The following is a 25305-nucleotide window of genomic DNA, read 5'->3' as shown; positions in this document are numbered from 1 at the left end:
CCCGAGCCGCACGCCAGGACCCCTACGCCCTGGCCCTGCGAACCCGTGGCGGGCCGGTGTACCTACGAGGGGCGGACGGACGGTGGACCTGGCTGCCGGTGCACCGCCGGTACGCCCGGCCCACCACGGCCCACGAGACCCCGCTGGAGCGCTGCGAAGGCCCGCACTCGATGTCGGCTGCGGACCGGGCCGACTGCGCCGGGCGTTCCTGCGCCAGGGCATCTTCGCCGTCGGCATTGACGTCACCCCGCGAGCGGTCGCCCGGACCATCGCTCTCGGCGGCGACCCCCGTCAGTGAGTACACGTACACGATCGAACGGAAGTCGACCTGAAAGCAGGGCGCAATTGTGAACATGCTGCTCCGGGCGTGTATAGAAAGGGCAGGTCAAGAGCATGTGTGGAGGGTGTTGATCGTGACTGGTGAGAGTGACCTGAAAAAACTGCTGACCGGTATGCGCCCGCAACTGAACCCGGACCGCTATGTGTTCACCACCACCGTCGGCGGTGGCATCCCACCCGGCGTCACCCCCGTCGCCACGGTCACCGAACAGGAGGGCCTCACGCTGGTCGTGCGCCAGCAGGAGGCTGACGCGGCCGGGCTGGCGTATGGGTACGTGGCGGGCTGGATCACACTGCGCGTCCACTCGGCGCTCGATGCGGTCGGTCTGACCGCCGCCGTCGCGCGGGAACTTGCCGACGTCGGCCTGAGCTGCAATGTGGTCGCCGGTTTCCACCACGACCACCTCTTCGTACCGTACGAGCGTGCCGCTCAGGCGGTCGCTGCGCTGGAGGAACTCGCGCGACGGTCCGCCTGAGACGGCCGGCATGAGAGCCGAGCCCGGTGTGCGATCGTCACCTACCGCAGCCCGCAGGGCGTGCCGTACGTGACGTACCACTTCACCAACACCTACAACAGGTCGGTGATGGACCTGGGGACAGCTGACCGAATATGCCTATTTTGTAGGCTGCCGAGAACTCCCTTGACCTGCATAAAGCGGGCAGGGAGCAGACAGATCGGGAGTTCTTCCGTGCTTCGTACCATGTTCAAGTCCAAGATCTAGCGGTTGGGTGTTTTCGCAGGTCAGAGCCCCGATCGCCGTGTCCGGGTCAGCAGATGGTCAGCATGGGGCCGGACGGTGTCCCGGCTTGCAGACCTGCACCCCGCGGCAGGGGCCTGCTGTGCCGCCCGGTGCCCCGCTCGGAGAACTTTTCCTTCGCAGCCCGCTTCGGCCGGCCCATGACGTCCCCCTTCACCGGCCGCTCCTCCGGGCTGCGCACACTTGGAATCGACGTCACGCCGCAGCGCGGGCCGGGGATCACTGCCGGCCCGCGCTCTGTCGGTCGGTCGTCGGCCGCCGGTCGTCAGCCGAGCAGCTTGCTCGCCAGCGTCGCGGCATTGTACGAGCCCCAGCCGGTGGTGAAGTCCCAGCCGGTTGCCGCGGAGTAGGCGCCGTTGCTGCCGCTGGTGATGTCGTGGAAGCCGGTGCCGCTCGCGGAGTAAAGGGCGGGGTTGGCGAAGCCGAGGTTCGCCTTGCCGGCCGCAGCGGCCTGCTGGTTGTAGAGGGCCGCGAACGCCGCCCACTCCGGCGCTGCGGCGCTGGTGCCGCCCACCGAGGACCAGGAGCCCTGCGAGTAGATCGAGACACCTGGGCTCGGGTTGGCGTGGGCCGAGACGTCCGGCACCTGCCGGTAGCCGCCGCCGGCGCTCTTCTGTACCGCCGTCTGCCAGCTCGGGATCTTGAAGACGGAGGACTTGCCGCCACCGCCTCCGGACCAGGCCACCTCATTGCTCCAGGTGTTGGACGAGGTGACGGTCAGTTTGGTGCCGCCGACGCCGGTGACGTACGGGTCGCTGGCCGGGTAGTCGACGGAGGTGCCGCCGTCGCCCGCGTCGTCGGAGCCGTCGTCGCCGGAGGCCGCGTAGAAGCCGAGGCCCTCGGCGGCGCCGGCCTTGAAGACGGCGTCGACCGCGTTGATGCCGGAGGTGGTGCGGGCGCTCTCGGCGGCGCCCCAGCTGATCGAGGTGGTCGGGATGCCGCTGTCTACGATGGCCTGGTAGGTGTCGACCTCGCCGGCGTCGGAGTTGGGGCCCTCGAAGACGGTGACGTTCGCCTTGGGTGCGATGGCGTGCAGGACCTCGATGTCCAGTTCGACCTCGACCTGGCCGTCGCCGAGCGCGCCGGAGCCGCCGTCCACCTTCTGTACGGTCGGGGTGGGCGAACCCAGGCCGTAGTAGTTGTCGTAGGTGGTGATGTTGGACTGCTGGAAGCCGTCGAACTCCAGCAGGGCGATCTTCTGGCCGCTTCCGGTGTACGTACCGGAGACGTTGTAGCCGCCCTTGAGCTGGGCCGGCGTGTAGCCGCCGCCCGGGCCGTTGTGGGGCGAGACGGTGTGCGGCGTCGCCTGGTGTCGCAGTTGGACTCGGTTGTTGAGGCCCGCCACGTCGCTGACCATGGAGGCGATGGAGGCCGGCAGGGCCGGCGCGCTGTCGTTGGCATAGAAGGAGCGCCCTGTCCTGGCGTCCTTCCAGGTCGACAGCTTGGTGCCGAAGGCCTTCTCCAGTTGGGCGGCGGTGCCGCTGGCGTCGACCAGCAGGTTGCCCGAGTGGACGGTGCCGACGGTGAGGCCCTGAGCGCGCAGGTAGTCCTTGAGCTGCTTGATCTCTGCGTCGGTCCGGCCGAAGCGGGCGGCGAACTGGCGCTTCGTCAGATAGTGGCCGTACGAGCTCGACTTCGGGTCGCTGACCTTGGCGACGAAGGTGTCAAGCGCCGTGCCGCCTCTGGGGGTCATGCTGACCGCCACCGATATCCGCTTCCCGGACGCGACGTTTCCGGTGCGGGCCGCGCTCTGCTTCAGGCCTGGCAGGACGTCTCCGGCAATGGCGGCGCGGGTCGCGTGGGGCTGCGCGCCGTTCGCGGCATAGGCGGCGGGGACGACGGCGGTGACCAGGGCCGGCGCGGCGACCAGACCGAGCAGTTTCAGACGTGACTTCACTGAAGTCCTCCGGGGAGTGGGGGAGTTGTTCCGAAAACGGAACGGCTTCACCGTAGAAAGACCGGCCCCACCCCCATAAGCGGGGGAACCCTTGCTTCACGTGTTAACAACCGATGTCACGTCAACGGCGTGTGTCGAGAGCACGACGCGTCCGATCGGAGCTGGGCTGGCTCACCAGCACGGCCCGCTCCGGGACGTCTACTTGGCCGTTGTCGCCGGAGTCGACGGTCGCCCCGGAGGCAAGGACCGCGACCGCCATCGCGTGGGCGAGCGCGGTGCGCGAGCGGACCCCGACCTTGCGGTAGACCCGCGACAGTGTCCCTTCCACCGTCTTGACGCTGATGAACAGCTTCGCGGCGACTTCCCGGTTGGTGGCTCCGCCGCCGACCAGCTGGGCGATCCTGGCCTCGGTGGGTGTGAGTTCGGGGCCGCCCGCGCCCGCCTCACCGCTGCGGGCTGCGGCGTCCAGGCGCGACAGCTCGTCCCTGGCCCGTGCCGCCAGCGGAGCGGCGCCGATCCGTGTGGCGGTCTGCAGCGCCTCGCCGAGAATCGCACGCGCCGCGCTCCTGCGACGCGAGCGGCGCTCGACCGCGCCCAGTGCAATCAGGGAGCGCACCAGCTCGACGGGCAAGGGAAGTTGACGTTGCCGGTCCACGGCGGCACGCAGCCGCGCCGCACCCTCCTTCGCCCGGCCGGTCCCCGCCTCGCGCAGTCCCTCCGCCCGTTCCAAAGCCGCCAGCACGCTGCCGGGCGTATCAGCGGTCACACGAGCGTAGGCTTCGCGGACGACGTCCTCTGCCTCGTCCGTCTCGCCGAGGAGGACCAGGGCTTCGGCCAGGTCGCCGTACCAGTGCAGCAGGGGCGGGTCGGCGGCACACATGGCGTTACCGAGTTCTCTGACGCGCTGCAGCGCCTCGACCGCGGAGGCAGCTCCCCGTGGGTCGCCGGCGAGCAGTTCGGCCTGCCCGAGCACGGCCAGCGCGCGCAGCAGGAACAGCCGGTCGCCGTCGGCTTCCGAGGCGCGTACGGCCTGCGCGGCCAGCTGCCGGGCCTCCTCGGCGGTGCCGCCCGTGGTGGCAGCGAGCGCGGCCGCGTACAGCGCGGGAGCCGCCTGGGCCATGGCGCGTGAGCAGCGCGCCGCGGTGTGCAGTGCCTCGCGGCAGTGTCCGGCCCGCACCTGGATCCGGGTGAGTGATACGAGAGTCGCCATGGCCTCCTCGACGCCGGCGGACTCGCCGATTGTGGCCTGGAGTTCGGCGACCTGCTCCCGGGCCTCGGTCACCCTGTCGGAGTCCAGGGCGAGGATCGCCCGCATCCGGATCAGCCGCCAACTCTGCGGACCGCCGTCGGCGCCCCCGGCCACCGCGAGCGCCTCCTCCAGCGCGGCGCCCGCCGTGACGGGATCGCCGACGAGTGACCGCACCCGGGCCAGAGTGGCGAGCGCCCCGATCCGGGTCTCCGCGTCGCCCGCCACGGCCGCCTGCCGGGCAGCGCGCCGGGCATGCCGGGCCGCCTCCTCCAACTCCCCGCACAGCAGGCCGCGTACGGCTGCCCAGTGGTGCAGCCAGGCCTCGGCCTCCGGATCGCCGACGGCGTCCCGGAGGCCTTCCTGGATCAGCGCGAAGGCACCCTCCAGCGCCTGCCCGGCGTTGCGCAGCAGAACCAGCCGGGCCCGCACCCGACGGCGTGCCGAGCCCGATTCGGCGAGGACCGTCCCGGCGGACTTGGCCGCCTCCTCCAGTTGCCCGGCGTCGCACGCGTACTCCGCCGTGGCCAGCAGCCGGTCATCCCGGTCCGCGGGCCGGTCGCCGGGGGTCCGGCGGGCAGCGAGCCCGGCCAGTTCGCAGGCGGCGCCGAGCGCGCCGTCGCGGCGCGCGGACTCCGCCGCGGACATCAGTGTGCGGGCGGTGTCCTCATCCGGGTGCGGGTGGGCGTGGGCGAGATGGCGGGCCTGTTCGACGGGCTCGCTGATCGCGCGGGCCAGCAGCGCGTGCGCCTGCCGGCGGTCGTGCTCCGGGGCGTCGGCATAGACGGCGGCCCGGAGCAGGGGATGCAGGAAACGTATGGTTCCGTCGGCGTCGGTCGTCGCCACGCCGAGTCGTTCGGCCTCCGCCAGGTCCGCGGCGGGCTCGGGGAGCCCGGTGGCACACAGCAGGGTGAGGTCGGGACGGGTGGCGGCGCTCGTGACCAGGAGCGTGCGCTGCGTCGTCTCCGGCAGCGTGCGTGCCCGGCCCAGCAGCAGGGTGCGCAGTCTCCGGGGCACGGGCAGCGTCGGTCCGAAGGCCGTAGGCGCCGGGCCGCGCAGGGCCGCCGCTCGCCCCAACTCCAGTGCGTACAAGGGGTTTCCGGCCGCGGCGTCCTGGATCGCCCGCAGCACCCCCGATGGCAGCTCGGCACCGGTGCCGGCGCGCACGAGGCGGGCCACCTCGTCGTCCGTCAGCGGCGGCACCGGTAGTTCGGCGGTGCCCGGCGGGCAGCAGCGCAGTAGCTCGGGCTGTTCACCGTCCGCCACTCGCTCGGCGGCGACCACCCGTACGTCCAGGGCGCTGAGGCGGCGTACGACGAAAGCCAGCACTTCGGCGGTGAACCCGTCGAGCCATTGCAGGCCGTCGAGGACCAGCACGATGGGGCCCGCGGCGGCCAGAGTGCGCAGCACGTCCAGGACGGCGACGCGCAACGCGAGTCGGCTGCGGCCGTCCGCCGGTTCCGTGCCGCGCAGCAGGGCCGCCCTGATCGCCGCCCGGGGCTCGGGCGCGAGCGTCTCCAGGCAGCTCTCCGGCACCCGCGCGAACAGGTCGACGAGCCCGGCGAACGGGAGCCCGGCGTCCTCCTCCGCAGGGGAGCAGTGCAGCACGGTGCCGGCCGACGGGACGTGCGCAGCCAGTGACGCCGTGAGGGCTGCCACGAGCGTGGACTTGCCGATCCCCAGGGGGCCGTGGAAGAGCACTCCGGGACGGGCCGTCAGTTCGGCCCGGGCGGCGTCGAGCAGCTCGTGGCGCCCGGTCAGTGACCGTGCTCCCACTGCAGCCGTCCATCCATGGCATCCGTGGTTTTCGTCCGTGATCCGTCCAGCGACGGGTTACACCCGGCACCGAGGGCGCAACCATCGGTACGGCGAGTGCAGCGGGCCCCAGGACGCAGGATCATGTGTCCATGACAACTCGTGCGGATTCGCCTTGTCAATGGCAGCTGTCACGTGGCCTGCGGCGCCGTGCACGGCCCGGGCTTGCCGCGTATCCGGCGGATACGGGCGGTGAACGAGCGGCTGCGGCTGCTGGACCAGTCGGCAGTGCCCGTGCGCAGGTCCGCACCGCCCGACGGGGTGAGGGCGATCGCAGCACCGTCGGCCGGCCGGCATCCACTGCCCGCCGTGGTCGAGGCTGACCGGGGACGAACGGGTCGAGGCCCGATCTGCCTGGCACGGCGTCAGGAAAGTCAGCAATCAGTCAGTGTCATGTGGTGAAGAAGCCTGGAAAACCGACCCAAAACCCAGTCGTTGTAGGGTGAGGAAACGCCCTTGACCTGCAAGAGCAGGCAGGGAGCAGACAGATCGGGAGTTTCTCCGTGCTTCGTACCATGTTCAAGTCCAAGATCCACCGTGCCACCGTCACCCAGGCCGACCTGCACTACGTCGGGTCCGTGACCATCGACGCCGAGCTGCTCGACGCCGCCGATCTGCTGCCGGGCGAGCTCGTCCACATCGTCGACATCACCAACGGGGCCCGCCTGGAGACGTATGTCATCGAGGGCGAGCGTGGTTCCGGAGTCGTCGGGATCAACGGGGCCGCGGCCCATCTCGTCCGTCCCGGAGATCTGGTGATCATCATCAGTTACGCTCAGGTCTCCGACGCCGAGGCGCGGGCACTGCGGCCGCGGGTCGTGCACGTGGACCACGACAACCGGATCGTGGCCCTCGGTGCCGATCCGTCCGAGCCGGTGCCGGGCTCGGACCAGGAGCGCAGCCCGCAGGCGGTCACCGTCTGAACCCCAGGACGGGGCATCGGCTGAGCAGGCGGAGGACCCGAGTACGCGAGGAGTGCCCATGAGTGACATCGAGATCCGCGACGACCGGGCGGGCGGCCGCCTGGAGGCGTTCATCGGCGGCCAGGACGGAGTGGTCGGCCGCATCGAGTACTTCGTCCTCGAAGCCCCCGCACGCGCCCTCGTCCCCGTGCACACCATCGTGGAACCCGAGCACGAGGGCCAGGGCATCGCGGGCTCCCTCGCCCGTGAGCTGTACGCCATCGCCGCGCGCGAGGGCATCGTGGTCGCGCCCCTGTGCCCGTACGTCGTCAAGTGGGCGGCGCGCCACCCCGAGGAGGCTCCGGCGGCCGACCCGGAGCTGCTGACGGCGGCGGTGCGGTGGCTCAAGGCGCATCCCGGGCGCTTCTGATGCAGAACTCGGGTCGGCCGCGGACTCCGGGGCCCGCGGGCGGAACGCGGACTGAAGGACCCTCGGGCGGGACGCGGACCGAAGAGGCCCCGGGCGGTGTGCTCACCCTGCTGCACACCTCGCCCCTGCACATCCCCGTCTTCGACGCGCTGCGCGACGAGGACCACCCGGGGCTGGAACTACGGCACATGGTGGCCGAGGAGCTGTTGGCCCGGGCCCGGAGAGAGGGCCCGGCCGCGGTGGCCGGCGAGGTGCGGGCGGCGCTCGACCGGGCGGTGGCGGACGGGGCGCGTGCCGTGCTGTGCACCTGCTCGACCATCGGCGCCGTCGCCGAGCGGGCGGGCGCCGGGGTACCCGTGCTCCGGGTGGACCGCCCGATGGCCGCCGCGGCGGTGGCCGCGGGCCCGCGCGTCGTGGTCGTGGCGACGTCGCACAGCACCTTGGAGCCGACGGTCGCCCTCGTCGAGGACGAGGCACGCGGCGCCGGGCGCTCCGTGCGGGTGCGCACGCTGTTGGTCGACGGGGCGTGGGACCGCTTCGAGGCGGGCGACACGGACGGATACGTCCGCGCCGTCGCGGCGGCCGCCGACTCGGTCACCGACGCCGACGCGATCGTCCTCGCCCAGGCGTCCATGACACCGGCCCAGCGGCTGACCACGACCACGGTTTTGGTGCTGTCGAGCCCCCGCCCGGGCCTCGCGGCCGGTGCGGACGTGGCGCGCCAGAGGTAGGTCCACCTGGTTTGCTTCCCTCGCGCGACGGGGTGAGTGGGAGCGCGGGGGCCGGGTACGCGTGGGACAAGTCCAGAGCCGACGCACCGACTGGCTGGAGGACACCATGACGCACCCGCACCCCGATCCGGTGAAGCCGGGCCCGACACCCGGGCCGGGCCCCGACCGTCCCGAGCCCTTCCCGGACCCGCAGCCGTTCCCGGAACCGACCCCGGACCCCGGCCCCTACCCCCCACCGGAGCCCACCCCACCCCCGTCCCCGATTCCGCCGGGCCCCGAGCCGGTACCGGACCCCGAACCGGGACGCCCGCTCTCGTGAACCGACGAGCGCACGGGTGAACGAAGGCGAGGCCGTCACACCCCCGGTTCCAGGGACGTGACAGCCTCGGTGCTGCCCGATACCCGGGTGCCCGGCTACGCCACCTGTGTGCCCGGCTACGCCTCGACCTCTGACCGGTCCCCGCCCCACAGCGTGTGGAACGAGCCCTCCCGGTCCGTACGCCGATAGGTGTGCGCCCCGAAGAAGTCCCGCTGCCCCTGCGTGAGGGCGGCGGGCAGCCGCTCGGCGCGCAGCGCGTCGTAGTAGGCGAGGGCCGCGGAGAAACCGGGCGTGGGCACGCCCTGGCGGGTGGCGGCCACCAGGACCTCGCGCCAGTCGTCCTGGGCCGCCGCGATCTCCTGCGCGAACGTCTCGTCCGACAGCAGGCTCGGCAGATCGGGCCGGGTGTCGTACGCGGCGCGGATACGGTCCAGGAAGGCCGCCCGGATGATGCAGCCGCCGCGCCAGATCGAGGCGACGGCGCCGAGGTCGATGTTCCAGTCGTACTCGTCGCTGCCCGCGCTGATCTCGTGGAAGCCCTGCGTGTACGACACGATCTTCGAGGCGTACAGCGCCTGCTCCACCCGGTCCGCGAAGGCCTCGGACTGCCCGAGCTGCTTGGCCTTGGGGCCCGCGAGATCGCGCGAGGCGGCGCGCAGATCGGCGTGCCCGGACAGCGATCGGGCGAAGACCGCCTCCGCGATGCCGGAGACCGGAACGCCCAGGTCGAGGGCGATCTGCACGGTCCAGCGGCCCGTGCCCTTCTGCTCCGCGCGGTCCTCGACCACGTCCACGAACGGCTTGCCCGTCGCCGCGTCCACATGCGACAGGACCTCCGCCGTGATCTCGATCAGGTAGGAGTCGAGCCGGCCGGTGTTCCAGGTGCGGAAGATGTCGGCGATCTGCCTGGGGGAGTACCCGGCGACATCGCGCAGCAGCTGGTACGCCTCGCCGATCAGCTGCATGTCGGCGTACTCGATGCCGTTGTGCACCATCTTCACGAAGTGCCCGGCGCCGTCCGGACCGACGTGGGTGACGCAGGGAGAGCCGTCCGCCGCCTTCGCGGAGATCTTCTCCAGCATCGGGCCCAGCGACTCGTACGACTCCGGCGAGCCGCCCGGCATGATGCTCGGCCCGTTCAGCGCGCCCTCCTCGCCGCCGGACACGCCGGTGCCGACGAAGTGGATGCCCTGCCCGCGCAGGTCGCGCTCGCGGCGCCGGGTGTCCGCGAAGTGCGCGTTGCCGCCGTCGATGATCATGTCGCCGGGCTCCAGGAGCGGGGCGAACTCCTGGATCACCGCGTCGGTCGGCTCGCCGGCCTTCACCATGATCACCAGGCGCCGCGGCCGCTCCAGCGCCGCGACGAAGTCCTTCGCGGTCTCCGCCGCCACGAAATCGCCCTCGTGGCCGAATCCCTCCACCAGTGCGTTCGTCCGGGCCACGGTGCGGTTGTGCACGGCGACCGTATAGCCGTTGCGGGCGAAGTTGCGGGCGAGATTGCGCCCCATGACCGCGAGACCCGTGACGCCGATCTGGGCTGAAGTGCTCATACGGTTGGCTCCTAAGAGGTCCGGTAAGAGATCCTGGTATCGGTCGGTATCCGTCGGTATCCGTCGGTATTCGTTGGTCGGTATCGGTGATGCCGGTCGTGCCCGTCAGTGCTGCCGGTCCTGTTCGTCAGTATTCCCTCCGGCCATCCTGACGCGTCGGGGGTGCGTACGCAGAAGAACGCCCTTGTGCCTCACCCGGCGACAGGGCGGCGCCCAGGGCGCACAGCACGGCTGATTGCGCTCTTGTCATGGCCTGTTCGGAGCGCTTATTTTTGCCGCTCCTGACGCATGTCGAGGGGGCTCTCACATGGCCGTACGCGGCCGGCACCGCCGGTATCAGCCGAACAGGATCAACCGCGCCTCACTCACTGTTACCGCAGGCGGGGCCGGGATGGCGCTCCCGCTCATTGGCACCGGCGTCGCGCACGCGGCCGACGTGGACACCTGGAACAAGGTCGCCGCCTGCGAGTCCACCGACAACTGGAGCATCAACACCGGCAACGGCTACTACGGGGGACTGCAGTTCACCCAGTCCACCTGGGAGGCGTACGGCGGCCAGGTCTACGCCCAGCGCGCGGATCAGGCCACCAAGGACCAGCAGATCGCCATCGCCGAGAAGGTACTCAAGGGACAGGGACCCGGCGCCTGGCCGGTCTGCTCGGTCCGCGCGGGGTTGACCCGCGGCGGGGACACCCCCGACATCAGCCCGTCCGCCGCCTCCGGCTCGTCGGACACCTCGCCGCAGACCATCAAGCGCTCCGTCCGCGACGTCCAGCCGCAGACCACGCCCCAGTCGCGGGCGGGCACCGCCGAGATGTACACCGTCGTGCACGGCGACACGCTCTCCGGCATCGCGGGCTCCCGGCATGTCCAGGGCGGCTGGCACCAGCTGTACGCCGCGAACCGCACGACCGTCGGCTCCGACCCGGACCTGATCCTCCCGGGCCAGCGGCTGAATCTACGTGGCAAGGGCCAGACCCCGGTCCACACCGGGAGCGCGCCTTCGTCGACGCAGAAGCACAAGAGCGCCGACAAGACGTCCTCCGACAAGGCGTCCTCGGACACCGCCAAGAAGACCCACACCCTCGTCGCCCCCGTGCACGCCGCGACCGGCACGCCCTACCACGCCGCCGGCGCCTCCTGGTCGAAGGGCTACCACACCGGCGTGGACTTCCCGGTGCCCACCGGCACCTCGGTGAAGGCGGTCGCCGCGGGCCAAGTCGTCAGCGCGGGCTGGGGCGGCTCGTTCGGCTACCAGGTGGTGATCCGGCACGCCGACGGCCGCTATACGCAGTACGCCCATCTGTCCGCGATCTCGGTGAAGGACGGGCAGAGCGTGGTGAGCGGACAGCGCATCGGCCGCTCCGGCTCCACGGGCAACAGTACGGGCCCGCATCTGCACTTCGAGGTGCGGACGGGGCCCGGTTTCGGCACGGACATCGACCCGGTGGCCTACCTGAGGGCGGGCGGCATCAGGATGTGACGCGTGTGCGGTGGTGGCCCAGGTCCGCCAGGACGGGCGCCGTCACATAGAGGCCGCACAAGGGGCCGAAATAGGTCGGCACGTCGACCGGCGCGTCCTCCTCGGGCTCGGACGCGCTCTCCGCGGCCGCCACCGCGGCCGAAACCAGGACGTCCTCGTGGCGGGCCGCGCTGAACCCGTCCCCGCGGGCCGCTCCGGCCGGCTGCTCGGGAAGTACCGCGAGCAGCAGCTCCTCGACGGAGTCCGGCCCGGCCGTGACAGCGGCACCGACCCGGGCCGACTCCGCCTCGGCCTCCGTCGCGGGGGGCGCGGCGGCCTCGGTGGTGCGCCGGGTGCCGCCGATCTGCTCCGTCGTGAGGAGGATCAGACCGCCCGCGGCGACGACGCCGCAGGCCAGCGCGAGCACGGTGCCCGTCTCGCCGTACCGGAAGGTCTCGCCGAACATCGTGATGCCGACGGCGGCCGCCACGACGGGGTTGACGACCGTCAGCGTGGCCAGCGGCGCCGCGAGACCGCCGCCCCGGTAGGAGGCCTGCGACAGCAGCATTCCGGCCGTCGCGTAGACACCTATGAGGGCGAGGCTCGGCAGGTCGGAGAGCGACACCCGGTGCGACCAGTCCACCGCGACGGTCTTGGTGAACACCGAGGACATGCTGAAGGCTATGCCGGACCCCACCGCGAGCATCACGCTGCGCACGGCCGGATGCCGGTGCGCGGCCCGGCCCGCCACCATGAAGGCCACCACCGCGCCGCCCGCTACCCCGGCCAGCACCGTGATCTGGGTGTCACTCAGGGACTGCGAATCCGCCGAGCCGACCAGGGCGAGCAGGACCGCGAGGCCCACCGTGGCCATGATCGCGCCGCGCCAGGCGGTCGCCCCGGCCTTGCGGCCGACGAAGACGGCCGCCATGGGGAGGGCGAAGACGATGGTCAGCGCGCCCAGCGGCTGCACCAGGCTCAGCGGGCCGTAGGCGAGCGCCACCACGTGCAGTACCCCGCCGAGGCCGCTCAGGGCGACCGCCACCCACCAGCCGGGGCGTCGCAGCGGCGCGTACGTCTGGTCGGGAGAGGTCAGCGCGACCTGCTCCTGGACGATCGCGCCGCCCGCGTACGCGACGGCGGAGACGAACGAGAGCAGGACGGACAGCGCGAGCGCGCTCATGAGTCCCTCCTCTGCGTGCGGCGGGGGCGGTGGGCCCGGCGCGGCGAACGATCGGCCTTCATACTCACTACGATGCCTCGCTCATCCGTTCACGTCGTCGTCCCTGAGCAGGCATTGGGTAGTACTGCCGATGGAGTACGACATGCCCCATCTCCTCCCCTGGGTGGGCGACACGAGGCGTAGCCCCTCCGGCGGACCCCCTAGGGGGCTTGGTACTACTGCTCCTCGTGGATCTCGACCCCGGACTCGTGGCGCTCGGCTCGCTCGGCGGCTTCTCCGTACTACGCACCGGCGTTCCGCCGGGTGCTCCGCTGCCGACGCTCGCTGAGGCGTACGCGGCATCGCGAACTGATGATCCCAGAAATGTTTATGCGGATCCGATAATTTTCCGCGTCCAAAAGATCACGGAGAGTCTGCGGGCGCCGGAACCGCGCATCGCGGTGTCGGTGGCGCACCAGGCCCTCGTGGCCCGTCTGTGGTCGATCGCGCTCGGCGCCGCCGCGCTGTACGGGCAGCTGCCCGACCTCGATCCGGGACTGCTCCACTGGGATCCGGACGGCAGCGCTCCGGACGACCTGTGGCTGTCCGAGGTGCGCGCCCGGCCCGCGGCGGCGATCGGGGAGGTCGTACGGGACGGCCACCTCGCCCCGCTGGCGGCGGCCCTGCGGTCCCGATACGGCATCTCAGCAGGCCTGTTGTGGGGGAACGCGGGCTCGGCCCTGGCGGGAGCCTGGCGCCAGCTGGACCGCTGGGCCCATGTCAACGGCCGTACGGACGTGGCCGATCGGGCCCGCGCCCTCGCCGTCGGCCTCCTCGCGCACCCCGACCTCGCCGGCACCCTAGACCCCCACACCCTCCGCCGCCGCAGTTGCTGCCTCTACTACCGCCTCCCCGGCGGCGGCCTCTGCGGCGACTGCTGCTTCGACCGCCCGCCGGACCGGCCCCGGAGCCGTCGCTGAGAACCGTGGTCTTCCCCAAGCGCCCCATCTGGGTGACCATGAAGGGCACCAGCCGGTATCCGGTACGACGGGGGGCTCTGCGTGCGAGTGGGACTGCTGACCCGGGAGTACCCGCCGGACGTGTACGGCGGCGCGGGCGTCCATGTCGAGTTCCTCGCCCGGGAGTTGCGGACCCTCACGGACCTGGACGTGCACTGCTGGGGCGAGGGCGCCGCAGGCGGCGTCGTACGCCACCGGCCCTGGTCCTCGCTCGACGGCGCCAACGACGCGCTGCGCACCTTCTCGGTGGACCTCGCCATGGCCGCCGCCCTCGAAGGCCGCGAACTCGTCCACTCGCACACCTGGTACGCCAACCTCGCCGGCCACTTCGGCAAGCTCCTGTACGGCATCCCGCACGTCATGACCGCCCACTCCCTGGAGCCGCTGCGCCCCTGGAAGGCCGAGCAGCTCGGCGGCGGATACGCCCTGTCCAGCTGGGCCGAGCGCACCGCGATCGAGTCGGCCGACGCCGTCATCGCCGTCTCCGGGGCCATGCGCGAGGACATCCTCACCTGTTACCCCGCTCTGGACCCGGCCAAGGTGCGCGTCGTGCACAACGGCATCGACACCACCCTCTACCAGCCGGACCACGGCACGGACGTCCTCGACCGCATCGGCCTCGACACCAGTCGCCCGTACATCCTGTTCGTCGGCCGCATCACCCGCCAGAAGGGCGTGCCCCATCTGCTGCGCGCGGTACGGGACATCGACCCGGCCGTGCAGGTGGTGCTGTGCGCGGGCGCCCCCGACACCCCGGAGATCGACCGGGAGTTCCGTGACCTCTTCCAGGAACTCAGCGGCGTACGCGAGGGCGTGCACTGGATCCCGCAGATGCTGCCGCGCCCGGACGTCATCCAACTGCTCACGCACGCCTCCGTGTTCGCCTGCCCTTCGGTGTACGAGCCACTCGGCATCGTCAATCTGGAGGCCATGGCCTGCGGAACGGCCGTGGTGGCGTCCCGGGTCGGCGGGATTCCCGAGGTGGTCGAGCACGGCGTGACGGGCCTCCTCGTGCAGGTCGAGGGGAACTTCGAGGCGAATCTGGCGCTCGCCCTCGACTCGGTGCTCGCCGACCCGGAGAAGGCCCGGCGGATGGGCGAGGCCGGACGGGAGCGCGCGGTACGGGAGTTCGGCTGGGACGCGGTGGCCCGCCGGACCGTCCAGCTGTACGAGGAAGTCCTCAAACCGGGGTAAGCATCGGGCAGGTGTAGTTCAGCGACGGGGCCGGCCCGGCACAGCGGGCGCGGCTCGACCGGGCTTAGAGGGGCGGCGGCATGCGGCGCGGTGGACCTTCGGTGCTGGGAATCGTACTTGCGGGTGGAGAGGGCAAACGGCTCATGCCCCTCACCGCGGACCGCGCGAAACCCGCGGTCACCTTCGGCGGCACATACCGCCTGGTGGACTTCGTACTCTCCAATCTCGTCAACGCCGACATCCTGCGCATCTGCGTCCTGACGCAGTACAAGTCGCACTCCCTGGACCGCCATGTGACCACGACCTGGCGGATGTCGAGCCTGCTCGGCAACTACGTCACACCGGTCCCGGCCCAGCAGCGGCTCGGCCCGCGCTGGTACCTGGGCAGCGCGGACGCGATCCTGCAGTCCCTCAACCTCGTGCACGACGAACGGCCCGACTACATCGCGGTGTTCGGCGCCGACCACGTCTACCGCATGGACCCGCGGCAGATGCTCGCCCAGCACATCGAGGGCGGCGCGGGTGTGACGGTCGCCGGGATACGGGTGCCGCGCGCCGAGTCCTCGTCGTTCGGGGTGATCAGCCCCGGCTCCGACGGCCAGACCGTGCAGGGCTTCCTGGAGAAGCCCGCCGACCCGCCGGGGCTGCCCAACGACCCCGAGTGCGTCTTCGCCTCGATGGGCAACTACCTCTTCACCACCAAGGTCCTGGTGGAGGCGCTTCAGAGGGACGCCGAGGACGAGCACTCGGTGCACGACATGGGCGGCTCGATCCTGCCCATGCTCACCGAGCGCGGCGAGGCGCAGCTCTACGACTTCAGCGACAACCACGTGCCCGGCGAGACCACCCGTGACCAGGGCTACTGGCGCGACGTCGGCACCCTCGACGCGTACTACGACGCCCATATGGACCTGATCGCCGAACGCCCCGCCTTCAATCTCTACAACCGCAGCTGGCCCGTCTACACCAGTTCCGGACAGCTCTCGCCGGCGAGATTCAACGCCGGGGGCATCGCCAGCGAGTCGATCATCAGTGCGGGCTGTCTGATCCGGGGGCAGGTCACGAGGTCCGTGCTCTCACCGGGTGTCGTGGTCGACCCGGGAGCCGTCGTCCAGGGCTCGGTCCTGCACGACAACGTCCACATAGGGCGGGGCGCGGTGGTGCGTGGTGCGGTCCTCGACAAGAACGTCCAGGTGCCGCCGGGTGCGACGATCGGTGTCAACCCCGAGCGGGACGCGGACCTCTACACGGTCTCCAAGGGCGGAGTCATCGCGCTGGGGAAGGGGCGGATCGTGTCCTAGCCCGACACGTCTTCGTACGGCCGTGCGTATCTGATGGCCGGTAGGCGGCTGTCGGTGGCCGATGGCCGGTGGCCGATGGGTGGCGGCCGATGGGTGGCGTGCCGCCCGGCCGGGGTGCGATGTCCCGGCCGGGCGGCTTATCCTGATCCGGCCTCAGAAATCCCGTGTGTCCCGTGTGTCCCGCTCGGTATCCCGTGTGTCCCGCTCGTTTCGTGAGGGCGGGACTTAATCTGCTGTTAACTGTGTGTAGCTTGATCGTACTTGACCGTAATCTCCTGTCAGGGTTTGACTGCTTGCTCACCCTGCCGTCGACGCGAGAGCAAGCCTTTGACTCCTGACCTCCTCGCACCACTCGACCTGGCGTTCTGGAACATCGAGTCCGCCCAGCACCCGATGCACCTCGGCGCCCTCGGTGTCTTCGCCGCGCACTCGCCCACCGCGGGCGCGCACGCCGCCGACCTGCTCGCGGCCCGCGCCGCCGGGGTGCCCGGCCTGCGGATGCGGATCCGCGACGTCTGGCAGCCCCTCGCCTTCCCGCCGACCTTCGGGAGCGCGGCCCGGGAGCCCGCACCCGACTTCGAGCCACTCGACCACGTCCGGCTGCACGCCCCGACCGCGGACTTCCCCGCCGCCGCGGGACGGCTCATGGAACGCCCGTTGCAACGCGGCCGGCCCCCATGGGAGGCGCACGTACTGCCCGGCGAGGACGGCACGTCGTTCGCCGTGCTCTTCAAGTTCCACCACGCGCTGGCCGACGGCCTGCGGGCGCTGATGCTCGCCGCCGCCATCATGGACCCGGTGGACATGCCGGAGCCCCGCCCGCGCCCCGCAGAGCCGCCCCGGGGGGTCCTCCCGGACGTTCGCAAGCTGCCGGACCTCGTCCGCGGCACCCTCTCCGACCTGGGCCGCGCCCTGGACATCGGCAGCTCCGTCGCCCGCGCCACCCTGGGCGTCCGCTCCTCGCCCGCGCTCACCTCGCAGCCCACCGGCACCCGCCGGATCGCGGGCGTGGCCCTGGACCTGGACGATGTGCACCGCGTCCGCAAGAGCGTCGGCGGCACCGTCAACGACGTCCTGATCGCGGTCGTCGCGGGCGCCCTGCGCAACTGGCTGGACGAGCGCGGCGACGGCAGCAAGGGGGTCGCGCCGCGCGCCCTGATCCCCGTCTCCAAACGCCGCCCGCGCACCGCGCATCCCCAGGGCAACCGGCTCTCCGGGTATCTGATACGGCTTCCCGTCGACGACCCGGACCCGGTCGGGCGGCTGCGCTCGGTGCGTATGGCGATGGACGCCAACAAGGACGCGGGGCCCAACCGGGGAGCGGGCGCCGTCGCCCTGCTCGCCGACCATGTGCCGCCGCTCGGCCACCGCCTAGGTGGTCCCGTCGTCGGCCAGGCGGCCCGGCTGCTCTTCGACATCCTGGTCACGAGCGTGCCGCTGCCCAGCCTCGGCCTGAAGCTCGGCGGCTGCCCGCTCGCCGAGGTCTATCCGCTTGCCCCGCTGGCCCGCGGCCAGGCACTGGCGGTGGCCGTGTCGACGTACCGCGGACGGGTCCACTACGGGCTCGTCGCCGACGCACAGGCCGTGCCGGACCTGGACCGACTCGCCCGCGCACTGACCGAGGAGGTGGAGACGCTGATCATCGCCTGCGGCTCCTGAAGAGGTCCGCAGGGGCCGGTGATCTTCTCGGGTTTGGCGCCTTGCCCCCTTGGTCCGTAAAATTCCGCCTTCGAAAGCGAGCGCGGTTCGAGCGCGGCGCGAGACCCGAGGAACGGCACACGCGATGACGGTGACAGAGGACGGCCAGGCGGCTCTCGCCGTGGACACGGCAGGGGACGACCGGGTGACTTCCGCCGTCGACGCGGCGGAGGTCTCGCACGGGCCAGGCATCGACCCGGAGCGGCTGGCGGTCTGCCTCAGCGTGCTCGACGAGCTCGACAAGATCGACGTCGACCACCCGGACGCCATCGCGGTGCGCCGCGCCACCGCAGGCGTCTACCGCGCGGTCAAGCAGCGCCGCCGCCAGGAGCGCCGGGCCGCCAAGACCGCCCACGACAAGGCGGTCACCGAGGCCACCGCCACCGGCTCCGCCCAGCGCATCGACGACGAGACCGAGGGCATCCTGCCCTCGTCCGTCACGGACGCCGGCGAGATCGCGGGGATACTCCAGCGGCCGCGCTCCTGCTACATCTGCAAGACGCGGTACATCGAGGTCGACTACTTCTACCACCAGCTCTGCCAGGACTGCGCCGCCGAGAACCGCAGCCGCCGTGAGGCCCGCGCCGACCTCACCGGGAAGCGCGCGCTGCTCACCGGCGGTCGCGCCAAGATCGGCATGTACATCGCGCTCAGGCTGCTGCGCGACGGCGCGCACACGACGATCACCACGCGCTTCCCGAACGACGCGATCCGCCGCTTCAAGGCCATGCCCGACAGCGACGAGTGGATCGGCCGGCTGAAGATCGTCGGCATCGACCTGCGCGACCCGGCGCAGGTCGTAGCGCTCGCCGACTCGGTCGCGGCCGAGGGCCCGCTGGACATCCTGATCAACAACGCGGCCCAGACCGTACGCCGCTCCCCGGGCGCCTACAGCGAGCTGCTCGCCGCCGAGTCGGGCCCGCTGCCCGCCGGTGAGCTGCCGCCCGCCGAGGTGATCGGTACCTTCGGCTCCGGCGCGGTGGCCGCGCTCCCGGTCGCCGGGGGCGGCGCGCTGACCGCGCAGGACGTCACGGACCTGGCGCTGGTCTCCGGTTCGGCCTCGCTGGAGCGGATCGCGGCCGGTACGGCGATCGACGCGGGCGGGCTCGTGCCCGACCTGCACGACACCAACAGCTGGATCCAGTCGGTCGAGGAGGTCACGCCGGTCGAGCTCCTGGAGGTCCAGCTCTGCAACTCGACGGCCCCCTTCATCCTGATCAGCCGGCTGCGCGCGGCGATGGCGTCCTCCGGTGCCCAGCGCACGTACATCGTGAACGTCTCCGCCATGGAGGGCGTCTTCAACCGCGGGTACAAGGGCGCGGGCCACCCGCACACCAACATGGCCAAGGCCGCCCTGAACATGCTCACGCGCACCAGCGCCCAGGAGATGTTCGAGAAGGACCGCATCCTGATGACCGCCGTCGACACCGGCTGGATCACCGACGAGCGCCCGCACCCCGACAAGATGCGGCTCGCCGACGCGGGCTTCCACGCCCCGCTCGACCTCATCGACGGCGCGGCCCGGGTGTACGACCCGATCGTGCGCGGCGAGCAGGGCGAGGAGCTGTACGGCGTCTTCATGAAGGACTACGCGCCCGGCAAGTGGTAACCGGGGCCATGGGGTGGTCAGTGGCCTCGACCGTGTTCCTGCGCGTATCCCTGGCAGCGGTTGAGATCGATGACAAGCCTCACCGAGGATCAGCCTTTCCGAGGCCTCCTTCGCGCCCCTCTCTCCCAGCATGCGCGAGAGAACGATCAGCCGCTCGCCGGGGCGTGCGGACCGACGCGGAGGACCGGAGGACCTGGACACCGACGGCCATCGCCCAGACCGGGAAGACCAGCTCGGACCGGGGCGCAGTGGACCCCAGGACGAGCAGGGTCAGCCCCGCGAGGTACCCGAAGACGGCGAGCGGACGGGGGGAAGAGGCCGAGGAGGTGCCCGATGGTCGAGGTGGTGAGGACGAACACCGCCGCCATGCGCAGCGCATACGCCGTCATCAGCGTGTAGGCGAAATGGCGGCCTCGTCGTTCGGCTCCATCGATGCTCGCTCTCTGTCCCGATTCCCCTCTCGGTCCAGCCAGCAGCCACGGGCGCGGTTACGCCACCGGAGTCACCCTTGGGAGTGACCGCCATGACGGGCCGTCAGTCGACGGCCCCCAGCCGGGAGTGCTGCGCCGCCACCAGTTCCAGCAGCGTGCGCCAGTCCTCCAGGACCCCCGCGTCGAGCCCGGCGACCTTGCCCGCCTCGCACGCCTGACGCAGGCTCTGCACGTCGTCGGTGTCGGCGGCGTCCCCCCATCCGCCGGCGTGCAGACGGACGAGACGGGAGACCCGCTCGCCCAGCAGCGGCCGGATCAGGTCCGCCGTCAGGTCGGCGTGTCCGGCCTCGTCACCGGGCCGCAGCAGATGCCCGACGGCGTGCACCAGGCCCGCCACCTGGAGTTCCTTGTCCGCGGGACGACTTCGGCGCAGCAGGGCGGCGGTCTGCAGGAGGTGGTCGTGCAGATCGACCGGGCCGCCGCCGCGATCGGGGCCGTCCCAGGCGCCCCGGCAGGCGTGCAGTAGATCCATCAGCTCTTCGACGCCGCGCAGCTCCATGCGTCCGTCCTCCCGAGTCCTCCCGCGGGAAAAAGCCGTTGCCGAGCGCCAGCAGATCATGGCCGCCTTGCGAATCGGCCAACGGGACCTGAACTGCGCGCCGTGTTCAGTGGTGGCCGTGGTGGCCTTCCGCTCCAGGCGCCGCCTCGTGATGGTGTCCTCCGGTCTCCGGCGCCCCGTGGTGGTGCCCCCCGGCCTCCGGCGCCCCGTGATCGTGACCCTCCGCCTCCGGCGCCCCGCCCATCATCCGCAGCATCGCCGGGCCGCCCGTGCGCAGGAACCGCCACACCAGGGCCGCCGCGAGCAGCAGGAAGGCGATGTTGAGCCAGGTCGTGTAGTTCCAGGAGACGCCCTCCATGGGGATCGTCGCGTCGGCCTGGTCGGGGACGAGCCCGAGGCCGCCGAAGAGGAACTCCACGGCGTACCCGGCGAGCACCATGGCCACGTAGAAGGTGACCAGCAGGAAGCCCGTCATCCGCAGGCCGTAGTACTTCCGGTAGATGTTGAGGATCGGCAGGATCAGCAGATCGGCGAAGATGAACGCGACCACTCCGCCGAAGCTGATGCCGCCCTTCCACAGCACGACGGCCAGCGGCACGTTCCCGATCGAGCAGACGAACGAGGCGATCGCCACGAGCGGGCCGACCAGGGGACCGATCAGCTTCGCGGCGAGCGGATGGCCCTCCAGGAAGAGGGACTGCCAGAACGTGTCGGGCACCCAGGCCGCGATCGCGCCCGCGATCAGCAGGCCGATCACCAGGTCGCGCAGGATCGCCGCCCATTCCATGACGAACACGTGTGCGACCGAGGTGTAGCCGTCGGGCGAGAACAGCCGCCGTGCGAACGAACCCTCTCCCTGGATCGACATGTCCATGGCCGCATGCCCTTCCATGGACCCGGCGAGCCCGCGCTCCGCCTGCTCCCGGGCCTCGCGCAGCAGCCGCTCGCGCAGGAAGATCCGGAAGAGCACGGCCAGCAGTACGATCATGATCGGCCCGCCGACGAATTCGGCGACGGTGAACTGCCAGCCCATCAACAGGGCGAGGATCACGCCGAGTTCGACCACGAGATTGGTCGAGGCGATCTCGAACGCCATCGCCGCGGTGAAGTTCGCGCCCTTGCGGAACAGTGAGCGCGCCAGCGCGACGGCGGCGTAGGAGCAGGACGAGGACGCGGCGCCGAGTCCGGCGGCCAGCGCGAGCGTCCGTGGCCGGTCGTCTCCGAGCAGCCGAATGATCGTCGCGCGGCGCACCACGGCCTGGACGACGGCGGAGAGCCCGAAGCCCAGGATCAGGGCCCAGGTGATCTCCCAGGTCATCGATCCGGTGATGGACAGCGCGTGCAGGATGGCGTGCATCGCTTCACTCTCTCCCTGTCGGCCTTCTCGGGCTCGCGGACCCCCGGCTCACGGCGAGGAGCATACCCCCTGGGGGTATCTGATGATGCCGTATTGCCGGGGTGGCGGCGAGTGTGGGTGTATCAAGCTTCCGTAAAGATCCCAGGTGCCCGAAGGGGCGGTTGCTACGCCGAACGGGTGGTGTGAATAGGCTATACATCATCAAATAGGTGCAGATCAGGGCTCGGTGGACGCTGATCGACTCAAGACGGTTACCTCGTGTTTTCAGCCCCATCGAGCGGACACCCGCTCATTTGGTTACCCTGTACCGGACGGACAGCCTGCAGGGGTTCCACCCACACCCACGGTCCGTCCCGGGACAAGCCGGTTACCACGGCCTGCTCTCACACGAGTTACCGGCGCCACCGCGTCTCTAACTGCCTTCGACTCAGACCCGAGGGGATGTCAGGCGACCGGACGCAGACTGGCCCTGTAGGTCCCGAGGGTGACCCGACACATAAGGAGTGCGCGGTGACACCGGAGAAGACGAATCGCGATCAGCGCCCCAAGGAACGCGTGGAGCGCACGGGCGGCCGGCCCGAGAAGAAGCTCGGCAGTCTCGACGTGTGGGCGAGGTCCGCCCCGATCCGCCTCGCGGGTTACGAGGACGACCTCGCCGAGCCCCACATCCTGCCCAGCGTCGACTGACCGACCCCGGCGGGACCTATCGCGATCACTGACGGCATGGGCGTGCCAGCCTCACGTCCATGCTGATCAGAGAAGCCGCGGCCGACGACTGGCCGCGGATCCGGCGTTTTGTGGGCCCCGGAGATGGTGCTCGACGCCCTCGTGGAGACCGACCGCCTCCAGGCGGTGCGCGCAGGTGGGTCCGCGCACCGGCACCGCACCTGGCGTCCCAGGTCGTGACGGCCGCGCTGCCGTGGCCCGTGCCGGGTGGCGCAAGTCCAGAAGCCGGCCATCGCACTGCCGAGTCAGAGCGGTGCCGTACGCCGCCACGGACGCAGCTCCTCCAACTGCCCGGCCAGTTCGAGTAGTTCGAGCTCGGAACCGGGCCGCCCGACCAGCTGTACGGCGCAGGGGGCGCCGCTCGGCAGCGTCCCGAACGGCACCGCCATCGCGGGCCACCCGGTGAGGTTCCAGGGCGGAGTCAGCGGCGAGTAGTTCGTGTTGGCCAGCACATTGCGCAGCCAGCCCCGCTCGTGCCAGGGGCCGGCGGCCGGACCCCGCCGGGCCAGCGCCGGGGTGAGCAGCACATCGTGCTCCGCGAAGAACGGCTCCAGACGCCTGCGCAGCTGCTCGCGCCGCTCACCCGTGCGCACCCCGGCCACGAAGCGGCGCCCCACGGCGGCGTGCACCCGAGTACGCCGGGCGAGCCGGCGCGGGTCCAGGTCCTCGGCGTCCACCGCGGTGCCCGCCGTCCAGTGCGCGAGCGAGGCGGTGCCCAGCCAGAGCGGGTACGGCGGGTCGGCGGGCCGCACCTGGTGACCCGCTCCGGCCAGCAGCTCGGCAGCCGTCCGGGCCGCCGCGGCGTACGGGCGGCCGACGGTCACGCCGACCAGGGGACTGCGTACGGAGACGGCCACCCTGCGGACGGCGTTGCCCGAGGGGCGTATCGCCTCGGTGTCGGCCAGGACCGCGAACATCAGCCGGGCGTCCTCGACGGTGGTTGCGAGCGGCCCGTTCTCCGACATGCCGAACCAGTCGCCGTGCCCGATGCCCGCCGGGATCGTGCCGTGGCCCGGCTTCAGACCGATGAGGCCGCAGTTGGCGGCCGGGATGCGCAGCGAGCCCATCCCGTCGTTGCCCAGCGCGATGGGCACCATCCCGGCGGCGACCGCGGCCGCGCTGCCGCCCGAGGAGCCGCCCGCCGTGCGCGAGGTGTCCCAGGGGTTGCGGGCGGTGCCGTGCACGCCCTCCGTGGTGCCGAAGACACAGAGCTCGGGCACATTGGTCAGGCCCACGACCACGGCGCCCGCCGCACGCAGCCGTGCCACGGTGACGTGGTCGTGGTCGGCGGGGGTGTCCGGGGTCGCCGAGGAACCGTTGCGGTTCGACGCGCCGCGCACCGGCAGGTTGTCCTTGACCGCCACGGGCACCCCGGCGAGCGGGAGTTCGGCCAGGTCCGCGCGGTCGGCCAGCTCGTCGGCCTCCGCGAGCGCCGCCTGCGCCCGCAGGACGCGAAAGGCCCCGACGCGCGCGTCGAGCCGCTCGATCCGCGCGAGGTGTTCGACCACCACCTCGTGGGGCGTGGCCCGCTTCTCACGTACGGCTGCGGCGATCTCGGCGGCGGTCCGGCCGACCCAGCTGGTCACGGGTGCTCCTCGGGACAGGGGACTACTTCGGATTACTGGTGAGTACGAAGAGCACTCTGCCCGCCGATGGGGTGCCGCGTCGAGAGCGGCTGCCCTTGGACATCCGGGCGGGTCCGTCGCTCAAGCGCCCCGCGCCACCCCCGTACTCTCCCGCTCGATCAGCCGCGGCACCGGCACCTGGACCGTCCGTGCCGGGCCGCCGTCCAGCAGTGCGGTCAGTTCCTGTGCGGCCGTGCGGCCGAACTGCACGGTGTCGCGGGAGAGCGCGGACAGCCACGGTTTGACCATGCGGCACAGGGCCGAGTCCTCCCAGGCGACGACCGAGACGTCGCCCGGTACGGAGAAGCCCAGCTCCGTCGCGGCGGCGACCCCGGCGACGGCCATCACGTCGTTGTCGTAGACCAGTGCGGTCGGCGGGGTGCCGCTCTCCAGGACACGGCGGGTGACGGCGGCGCCCTCGGCGTCCGAGTAGTCCGTCGGCACCGAGCGCACTTCGGTCAGACCCCGCCGCTCGGCCTCCGCGCGCAGGGTGCGGATCCGGCGCTCGGTGTGGGCGAGCCCCGGCAGGCCCGCGATGTGCACGATCCGGCGGTGGCCGAGCGCGTACAACTCGTCCACCACCGAGGCCATCGCGCCCGCGTCGTCCGCCCAGACGGTGGACATTCCTGGGTGCCGTGCACCGGGCACGCCGCCGATCACCACGGCGGGCAGGCCCAGCTCCTCCAGCAGGTCAGGACGCGGGTCGTCGGTCCGCGGGTCGACGACCATGACGCCGTCCACGCGGTGCTCGGCCCACCAGCGCCGGTAGACCGCGCACTCGTCGGCCACGTCCTCCACCACCTGGAAGAGCAGCCCGAGATGACGCTCGGCCAGCACTTCCTGGATGCCGGAGATCAGCTGCAGGAAGAACGAGTCCACACCCAGGGTGCCGGCGGGGCGGGCCACGACGAGACCGACCGTGGCCGCGCCCTCGCCGGACAGCTGGCGTGCCGCCGTACTCGGCCGCCAGCCCAGCTGTTCGGCGACGCGGCGGACCCGGTCGCGGGTGATCTCGGAGACCCCGGGCCGGTCGTTGAGTGCGAAGGAGACCGCGCTCTCGGAGACCCCGGCGCGTTGCGCGATGTCCTTCATCGTCGGCCGACGCGCGGGTGACCGCTTGGCTGTCAACCCCGTTCCCCGTTCTCCTGAGCCGGTGTACTAAAGCGCTTGAGCTG

The 25305-nt window shown here is 71.5% G+C and carries 20 protein-coding genes; 12 read left to right on the top strand and 8 right to left on the bottom strand.

Features of this window, described 5'->3' with window-relative positions; translation table 11 throughout:
• Positions 1–82: 82 nt before the first annotated feature.
• Complete coding sequence (locus tag OG747_RS04300) at positions 83–298, top strand: methyltransferase domain-containing protein (RefSeq protein WP_405877934.1); 216 nt, start codon at positions 83–85, stop codon at positions 296–298.
• A gap of 115 nt (positions 299–413) precedes the next feature.
• Positions 414–815, top strand: a complete 402-nt coding sequence (locus tag OG747_RS04295) for an ACT domain-containing protein (protein WP_405877933.1) — start codon at positions 414–416, stop codon at positions 813–815.
• A 547-nt stretch (positions 816–1362) separates the two neighbouring features.
• On the opposite strand, the gene OG747_RS04290 is transcribed toward OG747_RS04295, so the two are convergent.
• Both OG747_RS04290 and OG747_RS04285 read right to left on the bottom strand, forming a co-directional pair.
• A complete protein-coding gene (locus OG747_RS04290) occupies positions 1363–2994 on the bottom strand; it encodes a protease pro-enzyme activation domain-containing protein (protein ID WP_405877932.1) in 1632 nt (543 codons plus the stop codon).
• Between the two features lie 121 nt (positions 2995–3115).
• Positions 3116–6016, bottom strand: coding sequence for an AAA family ATPase (locus OG747_RS04285; protein WP_405877931.1), 2901 nt, complete (start codon positions 6014–6016; stop codon positions 3116–3118).
• Between the two features lie 542 nt (positions 6017–6558).
• On the opposite strand from OG747_RS04285, the gene panD reads away from it, so the two are divergent.
• From panD to OG747_RS04270, 3 genes are all read left to right on the top strand, one after another.
• Positions 6559–6978, top strand: coding sequence for an aspartate 1-decarboxylase (panD, locus tag OG747_RS04280; RefSeq protein WP_405877930.1), 420 nt, complete (start codon positions 6559–6561; stop codon positions 6976–6978).
• A gap of 58 nt (positions 6979–7036) precedes the next feature.
• Complete coding sequence (locus OG747_RS04275) at positions 7037–7387, top strand: GNAT family N-acetyltransferase (protein ID WP_405877929.1); 351 nt, start codon at positions 7037–7039, stop codon at positions 7385–7387.
• A 98-nt stretch (positions 7388–7485) separates the two neighbouring features.
• Positions 7486–8118, top strand: a complete 633-nt coding sequence (locus OG747_RS04270; protein WP_405877928.1) for an aspartate/glutamate racemase family protein — start codon at positions 7486–7488, stop codon at positions 8116–8118.
• 435 nt (positions 8119–8553) lie between these two features.
• Here OG747_RS04270 and gndA read toward each other — a convergent pair whose 3' ends face one another.
• Positions 8554–9987 (bottom strand): NADP-dependent phosphogluconate dehydrogenase, encoded by a 1434-nt coding sequence (gene gndA / locus OG747_RS04265; protein WP_405877927.1) that lies wholly within the window; start codon positions 9985–9987, stop codon positions 8554–8556.
• Positions 9988–10294: 307 nt separating this feature from the next.
• Between gndA and OG747_RS04260 the strand changes: the two genes are divergently transcribed.
• Positions 10295–11470 (top strand): transglycosylase family protein, encoded by a 1176-nt coding sequence (locus tag OG747_RS04260; protein WP_405877926.1) that lies wholly within the window; start codon positions 10295–10297, stop codon positions 11468–11470.
• Here OG747_RS04260 and OG747_RS04255 read toward each other — a convergent pair.
• Positions 11460–12632, bottom strand: coding sequence for a DMT family transporter (locus OG747_RS04255; protein ID WP_405877925.1), 1173 nt, complete (start codon positions 12630–12632; stop codon positions 11460–11462). The genes OG747_RS04260 and OG747_RS04255 overlap by 11 nt on opposite strands.
• A gap of 227 nt (positions 12633–12859) precedes the next feature.
• Here OG747_RS04255 and OG747_RS04250 point away from each other — a divergent pair, with 227 nt between their 5' ends.
• From OG747_RS04250 to OG747_RS04230, 5 genes are all read left to right on the top strand, one after another.
• Positions 12860–13591: a (2Fe-2S)-binding protein gene (locus OG747_RS04250; RefSeq protein ID WP_405877924.1), complete on the top strand. Its 732-nt coding sequence runs from the start codon at positions 12860–12862 to the stop codon at positions 13589–13591.
• A gap of 81 nt (positions 13592–13672) precedes the next feature.
• Positions 13673–14824: a glycogen synthase gene (glgA, locus tag OG747_RS04245; protein WP_405877923.1), complete on the top strand. Its 1152-nt coding sequence runs from the start codon at positions 13673–13675 to the stop codon at positions 14822–14824.
• Between the two features lie 80 nt (positions 14825–14904).
• Positions 14905–16125 carry a glucose-1-phosphate adenylyltransferase gene (gene glgC, locus OG747_RS04240; protein ID WP_405877922.1) on the top strand — a complete coding sequence of 407 codons (1221 nt, stop codon included), beginning with the start codon at positions 14905–14907 and terminating at the stop codon, positions 16123–16125.
• 327 nt (positions 16126–16452) lie between these two features.
• The gene (locus OG747_RS04235; protein WP_405877921.1) at positions 16453–17784 is read left to right on the top strand and encodes a wax ester/triacylglycerol synthase family O-acyltransferase; all 1332 of its coding nucleotides are present in this window, start codon (positions 16453–16455) and stop codon (positions 17782–17784) included.
• A 124-nt stretch (positions 17785–17908) separates the two neighbouring features.
• A complete protein-coding gene (locus OG747_RS04230; protein ID WP_405877920.1) occupies positions 17909–19432 on the top strand; it encodes an SDR family NAD(P)-dependent oxidoreductase in 1524 nt (507 codons plus the stop codon).
• A gap of 534 nt (positions 19433–19966) precedes the next feature.
• Here the strand turns inward: OG747_RS04230 and OG747_RS04225 are convergent.
• Both OG747_RS04225 and OG747_RS04220 read right to left on the bottom strand, forming a co-directional pair.
• The gene (locus OG747_RS04225) at positions 19967–20422 is read right to left on the bottom strand and encodes a hypothetical protein (protein WP_405877919.1); all 456 of its coding nucleotides are present in this window, start codon (positions 20420–20422) and stop codon (positions 19967–19969) included.
• A 106-nt stretch (positions 20423–20528) separates the two neighbouring features.
• Positions 20529–21779, bottom strand: coding sequence for a permease (locus tag OG747_RS04220; protein WP_405877918.1), 1251 nt, complete (start codon positions 21777–21779; stop codon positions 20529–20531).
• A 510-nt stretch (positions 21780–22289) separates the two neighbouring features.
• Here OG747_RS04220 and OG747_RS04215 point away from each other — a divergent pair.
• Positions 22290–22466 carry a hypothetical protein gene (locus OG747_RS04215; RefSeq protein ID WP_405877917.1) on the top strand — a complete coding sequence of 59 codons (177 nt, stop codon included), beginning with the start codon at positions 22290–22292 and terminating at the stop codon, positions 22464–22466.
• A 284-nt stretch (positions 22467–22750) separates the two neighbouring features.
• Here OG747_RS04215 and OG747_RS04210 read toward each other — a convergent pair whose 3' ends face one another.
• Together OG747_RS04210 and OG747_RS04205 are read right to left on the bottom strand one after the other, a co-directional pair.
• Entirely contained in the window at positions 22751–24091 is a 1341-nt protein-coding gene (locus OG747_RS04210) for an amidase (RefSeq protein WP_405877916.1), read from the bottom strand.
• A 120-nt stretch (positions 24092–24211) separates the two neighbouring features.
• The gene (locus tag OG747_RS04205) at positions 24212–25258 is read right to left on the bottom strand and encodes a LacI family DNA-binding transcriptional regulator (RefSeq protein ID WP_405877914.1); all 1047 of its coding nucleotides are present in this window, start codon (positions 25256–25258) and stop codon (positions 24212–24214) included.
• Between the last annotated feature and the right edge of the window lie 47 nt (positions 25259–25305).

This window comes from Streptomyces sp. NBC_01384 (genome assembly GCF_045040035.1).
GTDB lineage: Bacteria > Actinomycetota > Actinomycetes > Streptomycetales > Streptomycetaceae > Streptomyces.
The sequence above is the reverse complement of the archived record's forward strand: the minus strand, read 5'-3'. Positions and strand labels throughout refer to the sequence as shown.